Source organism: Pullulanibacillus sp. KACC 23026 (genome assembly GCF_029094525.1).
In the GTDB taxonomy this organism is placed as follows: domain Bacteria; phylum Bacillota; class Bacilli; order Bacillales; family Sporolactobacillaceae; genus KACC-23026.
In genome coordinates this window covers 517403-539583 of the sequence record NZ_CP119107.1, presented here as the reverse complement: position 1 = coordinate 539583, position 22181 = coordinate 517403, and the positions used below count along the sequence as shown (strand labels likewise).

Genomic DNA, 22181 nt, shown 5'->3' with positions numbered 1-22181 from the left:
AATTGTCTTTTTTTTGGAGACAAACCTCTACAGAAAGAAAGGCTGGTCGAAGAGGTCTGTCCCCACCCATTAAAAATGTATACAGGTCACATGAGGTGCGTGCTTTAGAGTAAGCCAATTTCCCCTTTTTCTAATAAGTATTATTAATAATGAAACGGGAGAACCGTCCCTGCGTCCCTATTACTAATAGTGAAACGCGAGAACCGTCCCTGCGTTTCTGCGTTTCACTAGCCATTTTTCGGCAAAATGTGGTAATTTTTTTTATAGGTGTCTTTTATTCTATTATTTACATGATACTATTAATTTAATAGTGTGGTGTTGGTCTTTACATATTTTTTAGGAGGCAAGATTATGAAAAAGAAACCGTTGGCTTCGCTTGTCTTGGCGGGAGGGATTGTTTTATCGGCACATTCTCTGGCATTTGCCGCCTCTGGCCAAGATATTGTGAGCACAGGAAATCACTTTTTAGGAAAACCTTATGTTTATGGAGCGCCCATTGGGGATACCAATGAGTTCGATTGCTCCTCTTTTACGGCTACGGTTTTTAAGGAAAATGGCATTACCCTGCCAAGAACGTCTGTCATGCAATCACAAGTCGGAACAGCTGTTGCAAAAGCCAACTTGAAAGCTGGAGATTTAGTTTTCTTCGATACCGATTCTGATGGGGTTATTGACCATGTTGGGATCTATATTGGCGGAAACCAAATGATTAGCGCCCTCTTAACCGGTGTTGAAATTTCTAATATAAACTCGAGTTATTGGTCACCTGTATACAAGACTGCTAGGAGAGTTCTAACTACCGCGTCTAGTTCCACCGTGTCATCTAATGCAACGGTTGCCACTTCAAGTTCAAGTTCCACGTCCAGCAGTTCATCAACTTATAAGATTAAGTCTGGCGATACATTGTCAGCCATTGGTCAAACCTTTGGACTATCGGTATCCGAATTAAAAACCTTAAACAACCTCAAATCTGATATGATTTATGCCGGTCAGACCTTAATTGTGAAAAAAGGACAGTCTAGCAGCACGACCGGCAATTCCACCGTAACCCAAAAGGCAACGACTTCATCGTCTCAGCAGACAACCCCTGTTTCGCTATCAACGACCACCCAGCAAACCTATACGGTCAAGTCAGGTGATAGTTTATGGGGCATTGCTAATAACTATAAGGTGACGGTCAGCCAATTAAAAACGCTAAATAACCTCAAAAGTGACACGATTTACCCGGGGCAAAAACTTACCGTTTCTAATAAAAGCCAGTCCACTGTAAAGACTACTGATTTAGTTGATAAGACCGCTTCTACTAAGGTTGCATCAAGCACTGCCTCTTCAAAAACCTATACGGTTAAAAGCGGAGATACCTTGTCTCAGATCGCTTCTAAAGAAGGGCTTTCATTAGCCAAGCTAATGTCTCAGAACAACCTGAAATCATCACTTATTTTTCCAGGTCAGAAATTGGTCATCTCTGAGCAGTCCACAACCGCTACGGTAAAAATCGCTTCCGTCAGCACTTCTTCCACCAAAAGCTATACGGTTGAAAAAGGGGACACGCTCTGGGATATCGCTTTATTAAATGATACGAATACTAAAAACCTAATGAAAGCGAACAATCTTTCATCCCCTTATATCTTTCCAGGTCAGAAATTAATCATTATGTAAAACGAGCGGCCCTCGCTTTATGCAAGGGCCTTATTTTTTTGCTGTTTTCGCAAACCCTTTTGCTATTTATTAAAGCGAAAATGACTCGCTTTCTGCTGGAGTTTCATCTTTTAGAAAAAAACCTATTTTTTCACCGTTGCAAGTGTGATCATGATCTCTTTCCCCTTGAACCGTCCGGGGTTCTGTGCTATGATAAATCTCCGTCTGAAAATTATGGCGAAATTCTCAAAAAAGGTGGTAACTGAACTTGGAAGAGTCTCAAAGTGCCTATCGTGAAGAGCAGCAGCAGCTCCAAAAAGTCGCTGCAGAGATTAAACGCCAACTCGCTGATTTAGAGTCAAAAGAAACCTATCATGGCGAGGATTTTACTGAACAAATCCTTGAAGAGGTACGTGAAACGTCAAGGAGTCAGCTCCGGCTTGCGGAAAACGAGCCCTATTTTGGCAGGCTTGATTTTCTAGAAGAAGGCTTGAAAGAAGCAAAACCCTTGTACATAGGAAAAATCGGTGTCGCAGATGGTCAAAAAGGAGATCTCCTTGTCATTGATTGGCGTGCCCCCATTGCCAGTCTCTTCTATGCGTTTACAGGGGCAGAGGAGGATATCTATTACACATCACCCGATGGAATTGTAGATGGGGACATTTTTCTCAAGCGGAATATTGTGATTCGCCAGAAAGAACTGGAGCGAGTCGTCGATGTTTATGTAAAAGGGCAAGAAGAAGCCTCCCTTTCAGATGAATTTTTATTGTATCGATTGGGTGAGAACAAAGACAACAAACTTCGGGATATCGTCTCCACCATTCAAGCGGAACAAAATGCCATTATTCGTGCTCCCCGAAATGCTGCTTTAATCATACAAGGGGTCGCCGGAAGCGGAAAGACAACGGTTGCCTTGCATCGTTTAGCCTACCTTATTTATGAATATAGGGAAAAAATAAAAGCCGAAAAAATGATTATCTTTGCCCCCAATAATATGTTTTTAGATTATATCTCCAATGTCCTTCCTGAATTAGGTGTTGGTGGCATTCAGCAAATGACTTTTGAAGACTGGGCTTTAGAGCTCTTAGAGGAACCGTTAAAGCTTGAGCCTCATTCTCAAAATCTCTCAGAATGGTTTTCACCCCTTCATTCTTACCAAAGATCCCTGTCGCCAGGCCGAATAAAAGGAAGCGCCAAGTTCAAGCAATGGTTAGAAACCTGTCTCACTACCTACGAGTCTCAGATTCTGCCAAGTGTCGATTTTGAACCTTGGGAAGGAAAACGTCTTCAACTCACCCAAATGAATGAATGGATCGAAGCTTTTAAGAACGAACCTGTTGCCATACGGAGAGAACGTCTTGTAACACGGATGAAAGGCTGGATTGATGCACGCTTAAAAGAGGTTAGTCCTTCAAAGAAAAGCGATCTTAGAAAAAAGGCGACGCTTAGTCTTCGCAACTATTTGAAGAAATGGCCCGCCGCCAAGCCGGTTATGCTCTATCAAACGTTCCTCAAGCAAGCTGAGGAAGAAAATCTATTAAATGACTTTATGCCAAAATCCTTAATAAAGGACACCATTCGTTCTTTAAAAAATAAGGTTGTCACTCCAGAAGATCTGCCGCCTTTAGTTCTGATCCATTTTTGGTTAAATGGAAACCAAAACCGATTCCATCATGTGGTGATTGATGAGGCCCAAGATTTTTCGCCATTTCAAGTGGCCTTATTGAGGGATCAAACCGTTCAGCATTCCTTTACTATATTAGGAGATTTGTCTCAAGGCATCCACGATTATAAAGGCATTGATTCCTGGGAAGAATTCCGAAGCTGTTTCAAGAATGTCTCCAGTTTCGAGTTGGAAAAAAGTTATCGCTCAACAATGGAAATCATTGAGTTTGCTAACGCCGTCCTAACAAAGGGTTATGATCCTGTGGTCCTTGCCAGTCCTGTATTCCGAAGCGGTGATGAAGTGATGGTAAAACAGGTTGACCGTGACTTACGAGAAACAGCCGTAAAAAAATGGATTCAAGACGAATTAACCAAAGGCCTAAAGAGCTTGGCCATTGTGACACGGACAGAAGCCGACTGTTTGGCCTTGGGTGAATCTCTGTTGGAAAGCGGCGTTGACGTGTCGCTCTTTAACGGAGACGAACAAACCTATGCAGGAGGCGTTTCCATCCTGCCCATTTATCTCACAAAAGGCCTAGAATTCGATGCCGTTTTAATCCTTGACGCAACCGAAGAAAACTATAAAAAGGAGCCCCGTGACGCCAAACTGCTTTACGTAGGCTGCACCCGGGCACTGCACCACCTCTCCGTCTTCTATGACGGAAACCCATCGCCACTGCTCCCATTTTAACGGCGATAGCGCGTTCTGAGTTACGCCTATTTTGCCAAGCCGCCTTTTGCGGGAGCGATAGCATATTCTCGTTACGCCTAAAAAATTTAGGCGTAACCTCATTCCCTTATTCTCGCTTATTAGCCCATTTTGAGGTAGTGAGCGTAACGTCGATTCGCTATTTGCTTAATTTTCGCCTGAATTGGGGGCGGATTCCCATGGCGGCACTTTTTTGTGAACGACCCGTGCGTTAAATCTTCTTCTCCATTAAAATGTCCGTTTCTATATATCCTAACTTGTCATATAAACGACGCGCGATTTGGTTGTGTCCAAATACGTGAAGCCCGATGCTTTCCAAACCCAGTTTTCTTGCCACTTCTTCGATTTCTTTCATGGCTTGTTTCCCATAGCCGAGCCCTTGATACCCTTCCCAGATATTGATGTCATAGATAAATCCTTTTTGGTTTGACCGTTCGGCAAGCCATATCATTCCCACTTCTTGGTCTCCCACCCTAATCACGAAGAACTTATGCTTAGCCGTTTTTTCTCCTTCTGGTAATAATTGTTCAAATTCTTTAGCTGCCTTACTCATGGATTCATGAGCATTCCAGTTGCCAGCCTTTACGTGTTCATCCGCATAATTTCTAATCGCATAGTTAAGATACGTATTGAATTCACTTGCATTCATTTCATCTAATCTAATCAATGGCCGTTCCCCCTGTTTGTGTTTTAATCCACTCAACCCCTTCTCTATTCAATTTAACAAAATCAGAACTGAATTGTTAGAGTTTTATAAATCATCCCCACTAGAAAACTAACGATCGGACTATTAAAAATGAACACAAGATGACTTAAATCACAGCTTTTTTAGATTGGTCTTCGCTATGATATGATTTAAAATAGGAATGATTTTAGGGGGATTCTTTTTGACTAACGACTTACTGGAGAAAGCCACAGAATTTATTAGAACTTGTTATAAAGAGCTGAATAAAACGGACCGAGAGACCGCGGAAAGACTGGTTGAAGTCCGTGAGCAGATACATAGTCAAGGCTTTTATGAGCATACCGCAGCTGAGCTTGAATATGGGGCCAAAGCTGCTTGGCGTAACAGCAATCGTTGCATTGGCAGGTTGTTTTGGGAAAGCTTACACGTTATAGATGCAAGAACCCTAAGCTCAGAAGACGAGATGATTGACGCTCTCTTTGAACATATTCGCTATGCGACTAATAAGGGTCATATACGCCCGACCATCACTATTTTTCCACAGGAGTCCCCTCATCAAACCGTGCGCATATGGAATCATCAACTGATTCGCTATGCAGGTTATCAAACAGAAGATGGGATTATAGGGGATCCTCACTCCATTGCTTTTACAAAGGCTTGTATAGATTTAGGCTGGGAACCGAAGTTTGGGAAATTTGATGTCCTGCCATTAGTCATACAAATCAATAATAATCAGCCAAAATTAGCCGATATTCCAGAGGAGATTCTGCTTGAGGTCCAAATTCGGCATCCTTCTCTTAAAGGATTTGAAGAGTTACATTTAAAATGGTATGCCGTTCCTATTATTTCGGATATGAAACTTGAAATAGGCGGCATTACTTATACAGCTGCTCCTTTTAATGGCTGGTATATGGGGACGGAGATCGGCGCGAGAAACTTTGCTGATGAAAATCGGTATAATATGCTCCCGCCAGTCGGACGATTAATGGGGTTGGATTTTAAAAATAGTGCCTCTCTTTGGAAGGATAGGGCCCTTATAGAGCTTAATACGGCAGTTCTTTATTCTTATAAAGAAGATGGGGTTAGTATTGTCGATCACCATACGGCGGCACAACAGTTTAAAAAATTTGAGGAAAAGGAACGGGAAAGCGGAAGAGCGGTTACCGGCAATTGGACCTGGCTGATTCCCCCTTTATCCCCTGCAGCGACCCATATTTTTCATCAATCCTATAACAATGAAATGAAAACGCCTAACTACTTCCGCCAGCCTAAGCCCTATTAAATGAATTTCTGCAAATTATAATTGGAAAGAGCGGTTCCTTTGGGATCGCTTTTTTTACGCCTTCGGACAATTGCTTAACTGCATTTTTTATGAGGAAGTTCACCATTCGTCTTAAACTCGCTAAACGTTGGGGGTAGAGAGAATAGACTCAAAGCTTTTACCATGGAGTGGCAGGCATGATAAAATGGCGGCTTGGATTTGTCAGGATACGCATAAGCTCCTTGTCAAATATAACCAGATAATTTATTTCCTAACCAACACTAAATCGAGAGGAGCCCTTAACCTAATTACCAAGTTTTGCTAGAATAGAGAAAGGGGGGAGGAGTTTTAAAATTGAAATTTTTTATTTACACCGTTTTATCCGCTTATCTTTTCGTCACGTTGTCTGCTTGCGGCGCATCATCTGAAAAGGCTGTCACATCGCAACCATCAGGGCATGAATCATCCAGCCAAACGGATCAATCTGCAAAAACCAACCAATCATCGGGAGCTAGCCATCAGTCTACTGGGAAGTCTATGCAATCACCGAAATCGATTCAGCCCACGGGGGACGCCGCTACTGGCACAACAAGTACCAGCGAAAAGAAGGAAAGTGAAATTTTTTTTTACGGCCAATGGCAAATTAAGAAGGCAATCGCCTATGGGCCTGCGGGAACTTATAGCAGTAACGACATCCAGACCATAACAGGGAAACAATTGGTGCTTTCAAAGGATCAGGTCACTTGCTTTGGCGACAACTTTGAAGTGATGAAACATACGGCAACCCATCCTGTTTATACAAAGAAAGTGATCGCCAAAAGCACTTTTCCAACCAATTACCGAGTTAACTTTGAACAACTTGGAATTACGGGGGATTCGGTTACGGAGCTTGACGCCACTGACGCAAATGGACTTTGCCTCGTTTCATTTATTACTTCGGACAGCCAGAAACTCATTTTATATGGTGGCGGTACATTTTTCGAACTAGATAAAGTGACGAATCAGGCGTCTGATGAAGGCAGCCAAAATCAAGCGGCCATCGAAGAAGCCAATCAAAACAAAGCTGTTTCTTTAGTTAAAGATTATTTGCGAGATAAAAATGATCTGGTACAAGACAAGAATCATTTTGTGCTCTTCGAAGAAACGTACAATAACTACTATATTGTAAGATATTCTACATTAGTATCTGGTCACTCTTCGACCAATGGACGTTATGCAGTTGATCTTAGCCAAGGAAAGGTCACAGATATATCGGATGCTGCATCTCTCAGTGTTTTGGGGCAATAATGGAACATGGGGACGGTTCTGGTGTTTCACTGAAATTGTGGAACACCAGAACCGTCCCTGCGTTTCATAATGGCTAACCAAATTAAGGGAAATTTATTGGATAAATTTGATGTCTATTCTTTAGCTGGATTCCGTTGTAAGATTCTACTTGTGAGTGTTGAACGACAAAATTCGACATAGACAAAGAGAGTCTTAATCGTTCTCATTTCCGAAAAGGCAAAATCGTTGAAAGACGATGACGCAAAACCACAGACCTAATGTCTTAGACAATGGTGGCTGGGTTACCGAAGAATGGAAAGATTAAACTTTTATAAGTTTAATTCGATATTCTTCATTTTTATCAGTTAGAAGGATTTTAGCTTTTGGACAAAAATCTTATCTCAAAACGATTAAAAAGGGGAAATCGATAAATATGAAGATCTCATCTAGAAAGTTCTTATCCACTGTTTCTGCATTAGCACTTGTATGTACAGTTTTTATTGGCAGTAAATCTGCCTTTGCAGCAAGCACCACGATTACTGGGGGAGACCTTGGCGTAACAACCGACCCTACTGTTGGGGATTTTTCATCCGTCACCTTGGACGGATCAGTTCAAACAACTACTGCCAGCATGGGTAGCCTTACAGTAACTGATGCAAGAGGTACGGGAGCTGGTTGGAATGTTGTGGTTTCAGCTACTCCGTTTAAAACTTCTGATAGCTCGCACACACTCCCAACAGATTCTCTTAGCCTAGCATCACCAACAGAAGTAACGCCTGGAACAGGTTCCAGCGATGCTTCAACGGTTACAAAGAAAAATGGTACCATTGATAATTCTGCAGGTCTTAAGCTCTTAAGTGCAGCTGTTGATGGTGGAATGGGCACTTATACCGTTAGTTTTCCGGATAATGCCTTGACACTAACCCTTAATCCAAAAGATGTGTATGCTGGAACTTATACCTCCACAGTCGCTGTTACTGTTACAACAGGACCATGATTCATTTAAGATAGAATTTTAACCATGCCTTTTATAGGTATGGTTTTTTTATTGTCTTTTTTATTAGTTTCGACTTAGGCCATTCATTTATGTACATATTAATTAAAAAGTAGAACTTGGTTAAGATAAAGAATCAGGGGTGATTCATGATGAAAGCAGCGCGGCTACTTCTCTCTTTTTGGCTTTTTTGTTTGATAGTCACAGGATTCATTCATGGGAAAGCGATGGCTCAGGATTCCACAATCCCCTTAACCATTGGACCGGTCTATCCTAAAAACCAAAATCCGCAAACAAAAGGCTACTTTGACCTATCCGTCCATGCCAATACTAAACAAACGCTAAGCGTAAAAATAACCAATAATCAGGATAGGCCTGTTAAAATTAGCATCGCACCTGCTAATGCCTTTACGAATCCTACTGGTGGAATGATGTACAAGCAGAATTTAGACTCATCCGATGCTGTCCTTTTACCTGATGCTATTAAGATGGCCAACTATTTGAAAGTTGAAAAAAGTGTAACGGTCCCGCCTTCCTCTTCAGTTGTGGTTCCGATTCAACTCACTGTTCCCGATACAGGTGGACAAAACCTGCTTGGAGGCATCCTCTTTACTATTCCAGGAACTCAAACCCAAACCAAACAACAAGCGGGTAAAGGAAAGGCTAATTTTGTTATCAAAACAGAGACCGTCTTTGCAGTTGCGGTTCAATTAAATTTGCCTAATAAGACAGCGTCTCATTTCGTGGTTGGAAATGCAGGCTTTGCACCGAATAAAGGGACAGCCTATATTGAGATGGCAAATGATTCTCAAAAAATTCAAGATGGTGTGACGGGGACCTATACCGTTTCAACTAACAACGGAAAGAAGCTCTTTAGTGGTCAATTTGGCCCGTTCAACATGGCTCCAAAATCAAAAATCAGATATCCCATTCAATGGCAAAATAAAACACTGAATCATGGGAATTACCTCATTCATCTTAATGGAAAAGTTGGAGATACCACTCTAAAGGCGACCAAAAAGTTTACCATCGGCAGTAATGAAGTCAAACAGTATGCCCAAAAATATAATCCTCCTCAAGCGGCAACAGGCAATAAAGGCCAGCCGATGTGGGTATGGATTGGCGTGGCCCTTCTTTTTGTGATTATTGTCGTTCTTGTTGGGATGATCGTGTTCCTTATGGGGAGAGCCAAGAGGAAATCTTAGAATGACTGGAAAAATAGGTGGATCGCCCCCACACTAGAAGAGGGAGCTATCAATTAAAAACCATATAAAAATGGGCTGTAATGGACTCTATGTCCGTTACAGCCCTTCGCCCGAGTTTGCCTGCTCCCATGACAGTCTGTTAGTAGCCTAAACAGAAGAACACTGAAACACCAGAACCGTCCCCGCGTTTCTGCGTTCCAATGAACCAAAAGAACCGTCCCCGCGTTCCACACCCGCGGTTCATTTTTGGACTGAGATGCTGCCGTTATGTGAGGTGAGTTGGATGCTATTTTTTCCTTTTCCTATAACGGCGTTCCCCGTGTATTTATTTAGGATATTGATTTTTCCGTTGTCGACAGAAACATTGAATTGAACATTTGTGGGGTCTTTTTCGGTTTTAATTGTAATTCTTCCATTATCCGTCGTAAAATCGATAGTTCGATCAAGGTCTTTTGTGATCAAAGAGATGCTGCCGTTATGCGATTCTCCTTCTAGCTTTCCATCAACATGGTCGAGATTCAGTCTTCCATTATCCGTTTTTAACTGAACCGATTGTGCTTTGATGTTGGTTAAGTTCATCAGCCCATTGTTGGACTCCGCCGTCATCGTTTGGGTATGGCTGTCTCTTATGAAAACACGCCCATTGTCAGTGTGGATCTCGGCATGTGTGGTGTTTAGACTTTCGGCTGTGACGTATCCATTGTCACTCTTAACGCCTACTGACTCGTACTGCTTTTCTGGTAAATAAATAGCCAAAGTCAAGGGTCTCAAGGCTGTAAAATCGAAGTTGAACCAGCTAAGCTGTTTTTCATTGTAGGTCACTCTGAGCGTTTTCCCTTTTACATTCGTTGTTAGTAGCCTTTTGATGTTAGCTGACACTTTTCCTTCCAGCGTTACTTTGATGTTCTTATCTTTTGAAGGATAGATGTTCACACGCGCATTATCGGTGTCGATCATAACATTTGAGATCGTGTTATTAGAAATCACCTTTTTGTCTGAAACGGGTACGGGGTCAGTCGAATGAAAGCTAGCGAGACTGCCTACAATCCCAATTACGATAAGGATTCCTGCGAAGATCGAAAGCCTCTTTTTATTTTTCATGCTTTAAACCACCTTTAACTAATGAGACATTGAAATTTAAGTAACCAATAAGCCCTCTTATCGCAAGCTTCGTTACAATAAGCATACCGATAAGAACAAAATAACCAATTCCGCAACAGGCTAAGGAAATAAATAGATTAAAGAGTAAAAATGAACTTGGATATAAGATGGCATCCACCATGACGATTAGCGGTGACACAACAAGGAATGCCCCTGCTGCCCAACCTGAAAAAATGATGGCAGCTATGCCAATGGCAGGCCCGAGAACAATCACTAAATTGAAAAAGCCTAATCCAATGACAGCCCAAAATGCCCGAAAAACATTCCCAACGGTAGCACTCGCGGTTACTTTTTCAAGGTGATAATCCGCCAAAAGCTCTTTAGCGATTTGCTCTGGAGAACCTAAGGAAGCCGCCACGTCTTCCTCCGACTTCCCTTCTTCAAGCCCGAAAGCAAAGTGCTCTTCATAGTCTTGTAAAATATCAGTGCGTTCTTTTTCAGGTAAACGTTTTAAGAATGTCTTTAGTTCTTGCAAAAATTTATCTTTCGTCATGACGGACACCTTCTCTAATTAATTGATTAACACCGCGTGAAAACTCGTTCCATTCCTCAATAAGTTCATACAAGTAGCTTCTGCCTTTATCTGTCAGCTTATAGTACTTTCTTGAAGGACCTTCTGAAGATTCTTGCAAATAGGTTGTAAAATACTCCTCTTTGGTTAAGCGACGAAGAAGCGGATAAACGGACCCTTCCGATATTTCAATTTGGTTGGAAATCGCCTGGACCAGTTCATAGCCATACCGGTCCTGCTTATCGAGAAGGACAAGCACACAAAGTTCTAAAACCCCTTTTTTAAATTGCACGTTCACGGTTCAATCACCCTATTCTTTATACGTTAACTACTGTTCATTAACCAGTACCATTTTATATTGAATGACTCATGGATCCACTATATCACTAGGTACTGTTCTTTGCAAGGTACTAAATAATAAAAAAGGAGCTTAACTTGGGTCAGCTCCTTTTTAATAAGACTATTAACACTTTTATCGATCGGATACTAATTGGGGCGACGGTCACTCGACCATATGATTTCTTAGTGCCATGACGACAACCTGTGTCCGGTCTTCGCAGCCAAATTTTTGCAAAATCCGATGCACATGTGATTTGACCGTGCCTTCGGTTATTGACAATTTTTTCGCAATCTGGTCATTTCTTAATCCATAGGACATCTCCTGGAGTATTTCCTGTTCTCGATCCGTCAAGGACTCTTTTAAAATGGCTTTATGACGAACCTCGGGCATTGCCTCATTGCTCGCCGCTACCTTTAAAAGAACATCAGAAGCTAAACTTGTTTTGAAAATGGCCTCACCGCGATAGGCTGCGCGAACAGTCTCCAGCATTTCTTCAACATCAGCGTCTTTTAGCAAATAGCCAACCGCCCCAGCACGAATCCCTTGATAAATATACTCTTGATCATCAAAGGTTGTTAAGATGACAATCTTCGTTTGGGGAAACCGATTAATAATTTCTTTGGTCGCTTCAATGCCGGACATCTCTGGCATTTGGATATCCATTAGGACAACATCTGGCAGGCATTCCAGAGACTTCTCCACCGCCTCTTTTCCATTGGAGGCCTCGCCAATTAAGATCATGTCGTCTTGCAGACCAATACAGTAGCCAAAGCCTTGCCGAATCATTGTTTGGTCATCTGCAAGCATCACTTTAATCGTTGTTGTTCCGGACACCTAATCCCTCCTCTGTCTTAACTTTTTATAAATCCTCTGGAATTTCCGCACACAATTTGAATCCATTTGGCTCCAAAATGGAATAATGCAGCTTTCCGCCTCTTTCTTCAAGCCTTGCCCTCATCCCTCTTATTCCAAAGCCTTCTTTAAACGTCCTGTTTGAGCGGATCAATCCATTATCGCTAATGCATAAGACTATGTTCCCATTTTCTTTTATCAAAGTGACCTCGACTCGTGTTGCTTCGGAGTGGCGAATGATATTGGTAATCGATTCCTGCAGGATCTTAAACAAGATGACACTTTGATTCATCGTCAAATCCTCGTCACTCAGCTCAGAATGAAAATGAGAGGCGATCGATGCAGATGTTTCCATTCTTGAAAGCAAGGCTTTTAATGGCATGACCCCAGAAATCATTTGATCTTCAGCAAGAGAGTGGACCGATGTCCGAATATCACTCAATCCGTGCCTTGCAACTACTAGCATTTCTTCTAATGACTTCGCTGCTTCCTCTGTATCTTTTTTTATCATATATTTTAACGCTTGCATTTGAACGATCAAAGAAGTCAGGCTATGCCCAACCGCATCATGAATCTCTCTTGCAATGCGTGTCCTCTCTTCTAAAACCGCGTACTGCATGGAGGTAACAGAAGCTTCTTGAAGCTGTTCATAGGCTTCCTGCAACTTGTTCAGCTGCTGCTTATTTAACTCATGCATCTCATTCCTTTGCCTTCTCATTCGGATCGATACATAGAGGATGATGGAAAAAAAGAGAAAGGATAACAGGTTAAATAAATCGCCTCTACCAAAATGAAGATAAAGCAAGGCGGCCATAAATAAAGCCGCCATCAAGGGAATAAGAGATTTAGGGTTGGATAATTGGACAGAAGCCATGAAAAGAATGATGGCGAGAAAGTAGATCAATTGAATCTCATGGAACCAATAGAGCCCCGCTGCGGTTTCCAGAACGAGAAGGGAGGCTGCAAGGACTAATTCTTTTTTTGTCCACGATTTGTTTCGAATGAACAGAAGCCCTGCATACGTTAACCAAATCAACGCACTTAGAAGTATTTTCAGAGGTGGCCCAATAAATAATTGGTCCACTGCCATGACAAACAGGATGCTTGAAGCGGATAAAAGGGCTCTTCTTCTTTTTTGGTACTCCACGTCTAAACACCCTCATTCAACTCGACAAACGATTTAATCCACTGCTTTCTCAAGCCGCTTCTCTTTTTTCATTAAAACCACATAATAAATAATATAATAAGCAAACATGATTAACATAAGACCTGACGTCCAAGAATTCCCCATCGTCATTCCCATATTTTGCATGTTACTTGATTGTCCAGACATAACACCGCTCGAAAATAGGCCGTAAAAGCGATAGATAAAACGAGCAAGAAAGATTACTGTGACTATACTGCCGATCCAGATGTTTGGAAGGTAATAGACGCGTCCTTCTCGTTGTTCAAGCTTAGTTAAGGTTATCCCATAATAAGCAAGGATGCACCCAACCAAAATCCCGGCAATATTAGAGATTAAACTGATGGGATGGACGACTCCCTCAGCAAAAAACAGCAGGCCAACAACAGTAAATAAAATGATTCTAAAGACCAAATTACCTCGATACAAAAGCTGCCACCCTATATTTCGGCGGACACGCCTATAAATACTCCAAGCAATTAAAGCAATGATTATAATATACGAATAAGAATGAGTCATCCTTTTCCTCCAATGTCGATCATTTAATGACCGTGTTATAACACTATACTATCTTGAATCCAGTCATAAATCATCTACCATTGGTTAGAAATTTGATAAACCTACTCTATCTCTGGATAGAGAAGAGAGTCTAAACGACTTTTGACCCTTTAGAGGTTGCCACAAATTCCAAATAACGAATCGATGGGGACAGACCCCTGTCGAAGAGATCTGTCCCCACCAAATTTACCCTTGACCCCCTATGTCTTTAAACCTTTTTCAATGATTTGGACATGTGCCTTTACTTTTACGGGGACGTCTTTATATTCACTTTTCCATTTTTCATAGTCCCAGTTGCGGTCTCGGATTCGAACCTGATAACCGATTTCTATTGGATCCGAGTGTTCTTTTTTAAAGCGGCTTATTAATTGTCGGCTTACCCGCTTAATTTTCTTCTCAAATATGTCTTCAATTTCTTGATTGCTGATACCGTTTGATTTGTAGCTTTCGGTGACAATTCCCCTAATCGTGATTGTAATGGTCACATGGGGCAGTCCATTTTTATAGGTTACCTTAAATTTCCTTGAAGATTTTATATTTTCCATGTTGATCATTGTCTTGGAACCTGATTTTCGAGCCATTAAAGAACCGCTCTTAAAATTTTGTTTCAGCATTTTTAAGTAAATGGCCTCATTGTTATTTACAAAACCCTTATATTTATCATTATTGAAGTAGGCAACGCCTTTAATCTGAATTTTATTTCCTACGACTTTCAATAGAGGCAAGCAGGCATCCACCCCCTCTGTATAATAGGAAACCGAAAACTCATGCAGATTGGTTGTAGGCAAGAAGGATTGTTCGCTGTTCTGTTCCATTAATTCGGCAAGATACGTCCCATCATCTAGGTTTTGTTCATATTGCTTGCTTAATAACTCCTTAGAGCTCCCATCAACAATGGCTAAATAGATCCGCTCACCAATGGAAGGATCCCTATTTAATGTATCGATCCGGCTCATAATTCCTTGTTTTGCTAAAGGGATATTAAAGAGAACAGCCTGCAGCTTTCCGCTCACCACCACATAAGGCGATTCAGCATTAATTTCTCTGCGATTCATTTTTGAGATGGGTGCGACATCGCTGTAGACTTCTTGAGTTAACGTCAGATCGGGATTAAAAACGGGTGCCTCAAGCGTTCCGACGAAATTGTTTGGGTCTTTATAATCATACCCCACTGCTGTCGCCAGTCGCACATCATCAATAATCTGTTTAGGAACGGTTCCTCCCATAAAGGAAAGTGCAACAAGAAGCAGCCCAATTAAAATTTCCCAGGTTCTTAGCTTTTTCATGCTTTCTTACCCCATTTGTTTTTTAAAACTTGTATAACGGTCAAAAACGGCACATAGCCGAAAAGAATCCCCATCCCAAAACGCGTGACCCAAGAGGAGAACATTTCGATTTGCGTATGTGTTTTTAACAGGATGACTGCCGGATAAATAACGAGAAGGACCAAGACGAGTGTAACGCGGTGCTGCATTTTAAACATTTGCTTAAAACTATAACCGATACACCAAATTGGGACACAACAGTTCGGTATAATGACAAATAACCAGGATGCCACCCCAATAAATTCAAACCGTTCAGCAAAGGGAAGCTCAACAATTTTCCACACTCCTAAAGAGGGGTAAATCAATCTCTTTAATTGTTCACTTCCATAATAAGCGGTTGTAATGAGTGTCACCGCCAAATAGAGTACGGTGGAAAACAGATTTCCCATATGCGCCCATTTTTGCGATTTCCTTGGTTCATTTATAAAGGGATAATAAAATAATAAGGTAGAAATTCCGATAAACAGCGGGATAGCTTGAAAAACTCCGTTAAACATCTCTCCCATGGTGTGATTCATAATGGGAAGATACCGGGTGTAATGGGCATAGTGAATCGGCAAAAACAAGGTAAATATTAAATAAATCGGAATGATGACACCAAAAAAGGCCATCCCTACAACCGAACGAAACCCTCCTGATATAATGGAATAAATAAGAAGGACAAAAATCAATCCAAACGACCAGGTCTTCCACTCAGGAAACACCCAAACTTGGACGATCTCAATATAGATGCGGATAACAAGAATACCTATTCCCAAATAGTACAATAGAAAAATGAGCGTCAAACCGTTTCCAATAAATGGTTTGAAAAGCCCTGTGTGGATGGCAATAAGACTTGTTTCTTTGTAGCTCAATAGCTTATACATTAAGTAGATGATCACATGGATGAGTAATCCTGATACAAGAACAACCGCCCAGGCATCCTGTTCGACGGCTTTGGCTAGACTGCTTTCAAAGGTTAAGATACTGACCCCGATTTGCATGGAGTGAATAAGGTAAAAAACCAGTGAAGGTGATATCTTATTTATTTTTTTAATTTCCGTTCCCATAAGATCCCCCACCAAGGTTATTCATCGATATCCTTATATTCTGTTCCTTGCTTCATTCGGTTTGTACGCTCAGATTGCATTAGAACAGGTCTTAATTTTTGCTTTGAATAAGGCAATCTGATAAAGGAGTCTTTCAGATCTTGGACTCTCGGCGGAAATATTGGCTCTAAATATGGACGACCTATTGATTTCAATTTTATTAAATGGATGACCATGATAACAAAGCCCAGCGTTACCCCTATAATTCCCCATTGACTTGCCAGAATAATTAGCGGAAACCGCAATAAACGGATCGTGTTGCTCATTCTATAGACCGGTGTAATAAAAGACGCCAGTGCGGCTAAGGCAACTAGGATGAGCAAGACATTACTGGTCAAGCCTGCTTCTACAGAGGCTGTTCCAATGACTAAACCACCAACGATACCAATTGTCTGACCGACCTTACTAGGCAAGCGAGCCCCTGCTTCTCTCAGAAGTTCAATAGTGACCTCCAAGATTAAGGTCTCTAAGACGGGCGGAAAGGGAACCACAAGCCGGGAGGTGATTAATGGACTGAGCAAATCCCTTGGTACCAGTTCATAATGAAAGGTCATGACACTCACATACAATGGCGTGATAAAAATAGAAAATAGAACGGAAAACAAACGGACTAATCGAAAGAACGAAGCAATCGGCCAAGATAAGAAATAATCTTCGAATGAAGAGAAAAATTCGACTAAGGTCGTCGGGCCATAAATCGCTTCCGGTGAGCCATCCACTAAGATCGCCACTTTCCCTTCATTTAGAACCGCCGCCACTCGGTCTGGTCTTTCGGTATCAATTAATAAAGGAAAAGGTGTATTACTATTATCTGAAATCATTTGGGTCAGAAATGAGCTGTCTGCGATAAAATCAAAATCGATATCCTTTAAGCGTTGAATAACGGTATTCACATTTTCTTTATTGGCAATGCCTTCAATATATAAAACAGCGACTTGGCTTTTTGAAACATGCCCAACATTCAGGCTTTTCACAACTAGTGTGGGGAGAGGAATCCGTTTCCGAATTAAATTCAAATTAACTTCCAGCGCTTCTACAAATGCCTCTTTTGGCCCGACAACACTATATTCCACTTCAGGTATCGTCACTTGTCTGGCTTTGGACTCGATCGCTTCAAGCAGCAATAACTTCTCACTCTTGTGGAGTAACTCGATGGCAATAAACCCATGTAATAAGCTGTCCTGAACATCTTTTGGAACAGAAGTGATAAGTTTTTTTTCAATAGGGAGCTTTTGTTTAATCTCTTCTAACTGAAGCCCATTTCCCTCTGGCAAAAAGGGGAGAATGGATCTTTGGACCACCTCGGCCTTAATCAACGGCTTGATGTAGTAGATGCGATAATTCCCATGCTCCACTAAAACAAAATCACTTGAATTTCTAAGTTTCCCGAAATAGTCTTTTTGGTTTGCCTCTTCTTCTCGGGATTCCTCTTCTTGAATGGAATCTTTTTGGATTGACTGTTCTTGGCCTAACTTTCCAGGTGGTGATTGTTTCAATTTGCCCATCTTTCTCAGTCGTCTCATTCCCACTCATCCTGCCTAAAAAATCAATGTTTACCAAAATTTAAAAGCTGATTTTCTTTATAATATGGATGTTCGAAATTAGAATTATGCATAAAACAAAACGCAGGGACGGTTCTCCCGTTTCATTTTTGAATGAAACGGGAGAACCGTCCCTGCGTTTCAAAAAAAACACGAGCGTCCGTGGGGAGGCTCGTGTTTTTGGGTGTTTATTCGTTTTCGATGATTAGGTTGGTGAGGTTTTAATTATGTCTCCTCTGCTGATGACTCCGATTACTTTCTTATCTTCGTCTAGAACTGGGAGTTTTTTTAAATGGTGTTTGGATAGGATACGGATGACTATCTCTTACCATCGCAGGTTCGCTCACGGTATGAACATCTGTTATCATAAATTCTTTGACTTTCATTTGGAAGCCCCCTCATTTTTAATGATTAATGGCCTGCCTCTACTGTGTCAACATGAGAAACATGTTGACGGTTTGAAAGAACAAAGATAACTGAAATGAGAACAAAACACCCGCCGACAATAAACGGAACATGCGGTGAGTACCACTCGGCAAGCTTACCTGCAAGAAATGGTGCCACAGCTCCGCCTAAGAAGCGCAGAAAGCTGTAAGCCGCTGAGGCTGTTGAACGCTCAATGGGCGCTGCATTCATAACAGCTGTCGTAATCAATGTATTGTTGTTACCAAGTAACGCACCGGCGAGGATAACTGCGACAATTAACCACCACTGGGTATTCGTCCAGATCCCCATTGAAATCAACAATACAGCAAACAAGAAGAGCATTAAACACATGGATGTGATCGTACCAAAGCGCTGTTGCAGCTTAGGTGCCGTAAAAACAGACGTCACGGCGAGCAACACGCCCCAGCCAATAAAGACATAACCCAATCCATGGGCATCAAGTCCCATTACAAACGGTGCATAGGCAAGCAAAGTAAAGAATCCAAAGTTATAAAGACAAGCTGCAATACCAAATACCACAATCGGGCGGTGTTTAAGCGCTCGGAATGGATCAAGCAGCGATGTTGATTTTCTCTCACTTGCGGGTTTCCCAGCATTTAATTTTCTATGGCCAGGCATTAAGGTCGCCAATAAAATAAATCCAAGCACCATTAAAGCAGCGACTCCTAGAAATGGCCCTCTCCAAGTGATGGCCCCTAATTCTCCCCCAAGAAGCGGACCAACTGAAATTCCCAGTCCTACTGCCGCTTCATATAAAACAACCGCTTTTCCAGTTCCACCCTTAGACAGAGTAACGATGGCTGTAAGTGCCGTTGCGACAAAGAGCGCATTTCCTAATCCCCAACCGCCGCGAAAACCGACAATCGCCCAAATATTATTGGATAGACCACCCGCAGCGGAAAAAATCGCAATCACGACAACACCACATAACAAGGTCATTTTAATGCCTATACGTGATGAAATAGCCCCTGTAATAAGCATAGCAACCGCCATTACCGCATTATAGCTGGTAAAGAGCAAGGTCACTTGGCTCGGTGTTGCATGAAGTTGTTGTGAAATAGCTGGCAAAATCGGGTCAACCAACCCTAATCCCATAAAGGCAATAATTGATGCAAAAAAGACAGCCCAAACCGCAATAGGTTGACCTTCTTTTTGAGTTGATAGCTCATATTGGCTTTGAATAGCCATTGGTTCCTCATCTCCTCTTTATCTTTAAAAAGCTGCATGCACCTGATCAGTCACGATGTCCAAGACCAGATAAAAAACGAGCGAACAGTTTTCCTGCAAGGGCGTGCCTTACCGTTTTCCTAAGTACTGCCGCAAACCTTGAAGCGGCCCGAGTGATTTAGGGGTTTCAAGCTGGCCTTGCCCTTTTCGTAAAACCATTTATCTAATCAGATGGATTTTCATGTTCCAGTTTTTCTATTTGAGCACGTGCCCTTTCTCTAAGAGCAATGAGGTCATTTTGGACACTTAGCAGCTTCTTCATCTTTTCATCGATCACTTGAATCTGTTCATCTAGAGCGTTGATAATTCCACTCAGCTTCTCTTTTTGACCTATTGGATCCTTGGTTCTTCGATACCTTTCCTTCTCGCGCTCAAAGGTTTCTCTTAGCCCAAGAAAATGTTGAAGCTCTTGAAGTGAAAAACCTAGAACCTCTTTAAAAGTGGTGACCTTCTCTAGTGCGTCAATATGTTCTTGTGAATAGATCCGAGTGCCGCCTTTACTTCGCGGCGGTGCTTTCAACAAACCAATTTCTTCATAATAACGGATCGTCCGTTTACTTAAACCGCTCTGCTTGGCCACATCATCAATCTTAAAATTCTCTTCCATAGCGTGCCTCCACCCTAACTGTTATACAAAAGCTTGACACACGTCTATTGGTCACTTATATAGCTTTTAAAAATATAACGTCAACGTCAACTTTTTAATTATAGTCCTAAACCACGGCTCTGACAAGTCAACAAAAGGTCTTTCTTCCAACCTTTAAAAAGAAACTGTTTTCATTATACGCTTACACTAAAATCCTCCCCTCTTCCAAAAAAACATTATCGAGAAAAATTGCGGATTTTACGTAAAGGTTAATTCTTTCTATAATTAGCCAGACATAATTGGCCCCATTCGCCCTTAAAGACATATAAGGGAGAAATCACCAAGTGTATAGCGGGAACTTACATGTTCTGTGGATCCATCAAGAAGGCATCCCTATTTTTTTCATTTAAAAAGGATTTTACACTAAACCTTGCACCCAGCTTCTATGGGCGAATACCTTAATGGTAGAAAGGAGGCCCCCTATGCGCTTATTCACAATGGAATCCCTACTCCAATCAAATCTTGAATCGTGGAAGAAGGATGCTGCCCGAAAATTTTCCGAAAAAATGAGAGACAGGCATCACCCATTCCCTTGTATCCCTGCCACCATAGGTTATCAGCTTGACCAGTTTAGGTACGGCTTCTTACCCGAGCCATGGGACCCAGAAACTGTTTCAGAGCTTGCCAATGCTCTAGAAGCGTATTCCAAACAATATAGAGACTTGGGAAGCTATACATCCCTGATTTTATTTTACAAGGATCACCAATTAGAATCGAAAATGGTTGAAGACTACGAGCAGATTTTCTGGGAACACCTTACTCAAGTCAGCCATCTAGATAAATTCGATTGGCCTAAGACTATTCCTACCGACCCTGCCAACACGTTATGGGAATTCTGCTTTCACAATGAGCAGTACTTCGTCTATTGCGGGACACCAGCTCATAAAAACCGTCAAAGCAGACAATTTCCTTATTTGATGCTGGCGATTACACCAAGGTCTGTGCTTGTTGACTTCTACTCATCACAGAATCGAGCAGCCAAGATCAAATCCAATATCCGAAAACGACTTACTAATTACGACACAGCTCCCATTCACCCTAATCTGAATACCTATGGCAGAGAAGACAATTATGAATGGAAGCAATATTTTCTAAGAGATGATGAGACAACTTTATCCAAATGCCCATTTCATCGCTTGTAAAAGCCGTCTGATACCCTGCCGTGACGCGTGCTTTATACACTTTTTCGGATTTCCCTTATATTACATGGCGAGGATTTGTCCTTCTGGCATTTTGGGTCAACGTTCTATGATTTGGGCTCAACCTTTTGGGATTTGAGCCCAACCTTTTGGGATTTTAGCTTGACCTTCTCGGATCTCTCTCAAATTGAGAGTGCGCACATTCAACCTTCTGGCATTTTTGAGCGATGTTCTAGGATTTTTGGTCGACCTTCTTGGATTTTTTATTGACCTTTTGGGATTTTTAGACAAGCTTCTCGGATCTTTTCAAATAGAGCGCACGCACATTCGACCTTCTGGCATTTTTGAGCGATGTTCTAGGATTTTTGGTCGACCTTCTTAGATTTTTTATCGACCTTTTAGGATTTTTGGACAAGCTTCTTGGATCTCTCTCAAATTGAGCGTGCGCACATTCAACCTTCTGGCATTTTTGAGCGATGTTCTGGGCTTTTTGGTCGACCTTCTTAGATTTTTTATCGACCTTTTAGGATTTTGGCGCACCCTTCTTAGATTTCCCCCTGACCTTCTCAGATTCCCCCCCCGACCTTCTCGGATCCCCCCCCGACCTTCTCAGATTTCACTCAAATTGAGGGTGCGCGTATTCAACTTTCTGGCTTCCGGATAAAGGTTCGGTAAAGTTTTTTTAGGCTATCTTTAAAAACAGTGAAGCTCGGCATTGGTCTGTTCCAATGCCGAGCTTC

General features: G+C 41.7%; 21 protein-coding genes and 1 riboswitch. Of the genes, 7 read left to right on the top strand and 14 right to left on the bottom strand.

Annotated elements, in window-relative coordinates:
- The first annotated feature begins 351 nt into the window (after nt 1-351).
- Both PU629_RS02410 and PU629_RS02405 read left to right on the top strand, forming a co-directional pair.
- Nucleotides 352-1659, top strand: a complete 1308-nt coding sequence (locus PU629_RS02410) for a LysM peptidoglycan-binding domain-containing protein (protein WP_275282677.1) — start codon at nt 352-354, stop codon at nt 1657-1659.
- A gap of 247 nt (nt 1660-1906) precedes the next feature.
- Nucleotides 1907-3994: a HelD family protein gene (locus PU629_RS02405; protein ID WP_275282676.1), complete on the top strand. Its 2088-nt coding sequence runs from the start codon at nt 1907-1909 to the stop codon at nt 3992-3994.
- Nucleotides 3995-4223: 229 nt separating this feature from the next.
- On the opposite strand, the gene PU629_RS02400 is transcribed toward PU629_RS02405, so the two are convergent.
- Nucleotides 4224-4679: a GNAT family N-acetyltransferase gene (locus PU629_RS02400; RefSeq protein ID WP_275282675.1), complete on the bottom strand. Its 456-nt coding sequence runs from the start codon at nt 4677-4679 to the stop codon at nt 4224-4226.
- A gap of 220 nt (nt 4680-4899) precedes the next feature.
- On the opposite strand from PU629_RS02400, the gene PU629_RS02395 reads away from it, so the two are divergent.
- The 4 genes from PU629_RS02395 (at nt 4900) to PU629_RS02380 (ending at nt 9423) form a co-directional block, all read left to right on the top strand.
- On the top strand, nt 4900-5979 hold the full coding sequence (locus tag PU629_RS02395) for a nitric oxide synthase oxygenase (RefSeq protein WP_275282674.1): 1080 nt from the start codon (nt 4900-4902) through the stop codon (nt 5977-5979).
- A 333-nt stretch (nt 5980-6312) separates the two neighbouring features.
- Nucleotides 6313-7245, top strand: a complete 933-nt coding sequence (locus PU629_RS02390; protein ID WP_275282673.1) for a hypothetical protein — start codon at nt 6313-6315, stop codon at nt 7243-7245.
- Nucleotides 7246-7450: 205 nt separating this feature from the next.
- Nucleotides 7451-7534: riboswitch (cyclic di-GMP riboswitch) on the top strand.
- Nucleotides 7535-7657: 123 nt separating this feature from the next.
- Nucleotides 7658-8221: a WxL domain-containing protein gene (locus PU629_RS02385; protein WP_275282672.1), complete on the top strand. Its 564-nt coding sequence runs from the start codon at nt 7658-7660 to the stop codon at nt 8219-8221.
- Nucleotides 8222-8367: 146 nt separating this feature from the next.
- On the top strand, nt 8368-9423 hold the full coding sequence (locus PU629_RS02380) for a WxL protein peptidoglycan domain-containing protein (protein WP_275282671.1): 1056 nt from the start codon (nt 8368-8370) through the stop codon (nt 9421-9423).
- A gap of 240 nt (nt 9424-9663) precedes the next feature.
- Here PU629_RS02380 and PU629_RS02375 read toward each other — a convergent pair whose 3' ends face one another.
- The 13 genes from PU629_RS02375 to PU629_RS02315 form a co-directional block, all read right to left on the bottom strand.
- On the bottom strand, nt 9664-10524 hold the full coding sequence (locus PU629_RS02375) for a DUF4097 family beta strand repeat-containing protein (protein WP_275282670.1): 861 nt from the start codon (nt 10522-10524) through the stop codon (nt 9664-9666).
- A complete protein-coding gene (locus PU629_RS02370) occupies nt 10514-11077 on the bottom strand; it encodes a DUF1700 domain-containing protein (RefSeq protein WP_275282669.1) in 564 nt (187 codons plus the stop codon). The genes PU629_RS02375 and PU629_RS02370 overlap by 11 nt, the downstream gene beginning before the upstream one ends.
- Nucleotides 11064-11393: a PadR family transcriptional regulator gene (locus PU629_RS02365; RefSeq protein ID WP_275282668.1), complete on the bottom strand. Its 330-nt coding sequence runs from the start codon at nt 11391-11393 to the stop codon at nt 11064-11066. The genes PU629_RS02370 and PU629_RS02365 overlap by 14 nt, the downstream gene beginning before the upstream one ends.
- A gap of 204 nt (nt 11394-11597) precedes the next feature.
- Complete coding sequence (locus PU629_RS02360; RefSeq protein WP_275284337.1) at nt 11598-12242, bottom strand: response regulator; 645 nt, start codon at nt 12240-12242, stop codon at nt 11598-11600.
- A gap of 52 nt (nt 12243-12294) precedes the next feature.
- Complete coding sequence (locus PU629_RS02355) at nt 12295-13434, bottom strand: sensor histidine kinase (RefSeq protein ID WP_275282667.1); 1140 nt, start codon at nt 13432-13434, stop codon at nt 12295-12297.
- Between the two features lie 33 nt (nt 13435-13467).
- Nucleotides 13468-13989, bottom strand: a complete 522-nt coding sequence (locus tag PU629_RS02350) for a CcdC protein domain-containing protein (RefSeq protein ID WP_275282666.1) — start codon at nt 13987-13989, stop codon at nt 13468-13470.
- Nucleotides 13990-14228: 239 nt separating this feature from the next.
- A complete protein-coding gene (locus PU629_RS02345) occupies nt 14229-15314 on the bottom strand; it encodes a Ger(x)C family spore germination protein (protein ID WP_275282665.1) in 1086 nt (361 codons plus the stop codon).
- Nucleotides 15311-16402 carry a GerAB/ArcD/ProY family transporter gene (locus PU629_RS02340; protein WP_275282664.1) on the bottom strand — a complete coding sequence of 364 codons (1092 nt, stop codon included), beginning with the start codon at nt 16400-16402 and terminating at the stop codon, nt 15311-15313. Before PU629_RS02340 ends, PU629_RS02345 begins: the two co-directional genes overlap by 4 nt.
- 17 nt (nt 16403-16419) lie before the next feature.
- Nucleotides 16420-17964: a spore germination protein gene (locus tag PU629_RS02335; RefSeq protein WP_275282663.1), complete on the bottom strand. Its 1545-nt coding sequence runs from the start codon at nt 17962-17964 to the stop codon at nt 16420-16422.
- 223 nt (nt 17965-18187) lie between these two features.
- The gene (locus PU629_RS02330; RefSeq protein WP_275284336.1) at nt 18188-18292 is read right to left on the bottom strand and encodes a CBS domain-containing protein; all 105 of its coding nucleotides are present in this window, start codon (nt 18290-18292) and stop codon (nt 18188-18190) included.
- Entirely contained in the window at nt 18243-18368 is a 126-nt protein-coding gene (locus PU629_RS02325) for a hypothetical protein (protein WP_275282662.1), read from the bottom strand. The genes PU629_RS02330 and PU629_RS02325 overlap by 50 nt, the downstream gene beginning before the upstream one ends.
- Before the next feature lie 25 nt (nt 18369-18393).
- The gene (locus PU629_RS02320) at nt 18394-19617 is read right to left on the bottom strand and encodes an MFS transporter (RefSeq protein ID WP_275282661.1); all 1224 of its coding nucleotides are present in this window, start codon (nt 19615-19617) and stop codon (nt 18394-18396) included.
- A 202-nt stretch (nt 19618-19819) separates the two neighbouring features.
- Nucleotides 19820-20263, bottom strand: a complete 444-nt coding sequence (locus PU629_RS02315; RefSeq protein ID WP_275282660.1) for a MerR family transcriptional regulator — start codon at nt 20261-20263, stop codon at nt 19820-19822.
- A gap of 461 nt (nt 20264-20724) precedes the next feature.
- Here PU629_RS02315 and PU629_RS02310 point away from each other — a divergent pair, with 461 nt between their 5' ends.
- On the top strand, nt 20725-21444 hold the full coding sequence (locus PU629_RS02310; protein ID WP_275282659.1) for a YqcI/YcgG family protein: 720 nt from the start codon (nt 20725-20727) through the stop codon (nt 21442-21444).
- Nucleotides 21445-22181 lie beyond the last annotated feature (737 nt).

Bases quoted from the DNA above. Each gene is read 5' to 3' on its own strand.
- PU629_RS02320 (WP_275282661.1), bottom strand. From the start codon at position 19,617: ATGGCTATTCAAAGCCAATATGAGCTATCAACTCAAAAAGAAGGTCAA.
- PU629_RS02350 (WP_275282666.1), bottom strand. From the start codon at position 13,989: ATGACTCATTCTTATTCGTATATTATAATCATTGCTTTAATTGCTTGG.
- PU629_RS02345 (WP_275282665.1), bottom strand. From the start codon at position 15,314: ATGAAAAAGCTAAGAACCTGGGAAATTTTAATTGGGCTGCTTCTTGTT.
- PU629_RS02335 (WP_275282663.1), bottom strand. From the start codon at position 17,964: ATGAGACGACTGAGAAAGATGGGCAAATTGAAACAATCACCACCTGGA.
- PU629_RS02370 (WP_275282669.1), bottom strand. From the start codon at position 11,077: ATGACGAAAGATAAATTTTTGCAAGAACTAAAGACATTCTTAAAACGT.
- PU629_RS02325 (WP_275282662.1), bottom strand. From the start codon at position 18,368: ATGAAAGTCAAAGAATTTATGATAACAGATGTTCATACCGTGAGCGAA.
- PU629_RS02375 (WP_275282670.1), bottom strand. From the start codon at position 10,524: ATGAAAAATAAAAAGAGGCTTTCGATCTTCGCAGGAATCCTTATCGTA.
- PU629_RS02315 (WP_275282660.1), bottom strand. From the start codon at position 20,263: ATGGAAGAGAATTTTAAGATTGATGATGTGGCCAAGCAGAGCGGTTTA.
- PU629_RS02380 (WP_275282671.1), top strand. From the start codon at position 8,368: ATGATGAAAGCAGCGCGGCTACTTCTCTCTTTTTGGCTTTTTTGTTTG.
- PU629_RS02410 (WP_275282677.1), top strand. From the start codon at position 352: ATGAAAAAGAAACCGTTGGCTTCGCTTGTCTTGGCGGGAGGGATTGTT.
- PU629_RS02360 (WP_275284337.1), bottom strand. From the start codon at position 12,242: ATGCTTGCAGATGACCAAACAATGATTCGGCAAGGCTTTGGCTACTGT.
- PU629_RS02340 (WP_275282664.1), bottom strand. From the start codon at position 16,402: ATGGGAACGGAAATTAAAAAAATAAATAAGATATCACCTTCACTGGTT.
- PU629_RS02385 (WP_275282672.1), top strand. From the start codon at position 7,658: ATGAAGATCTCATCTAGAAAGTTCTTATCCACTGTTTCTGCATTAGCA.
- PU629_RS02310 (WP_275282659.1), top strand. From the start codon at position 20,725: ATGCGCTTATTCACAATGGAATCCCTACTCCAATCAAATCTTGAATCG.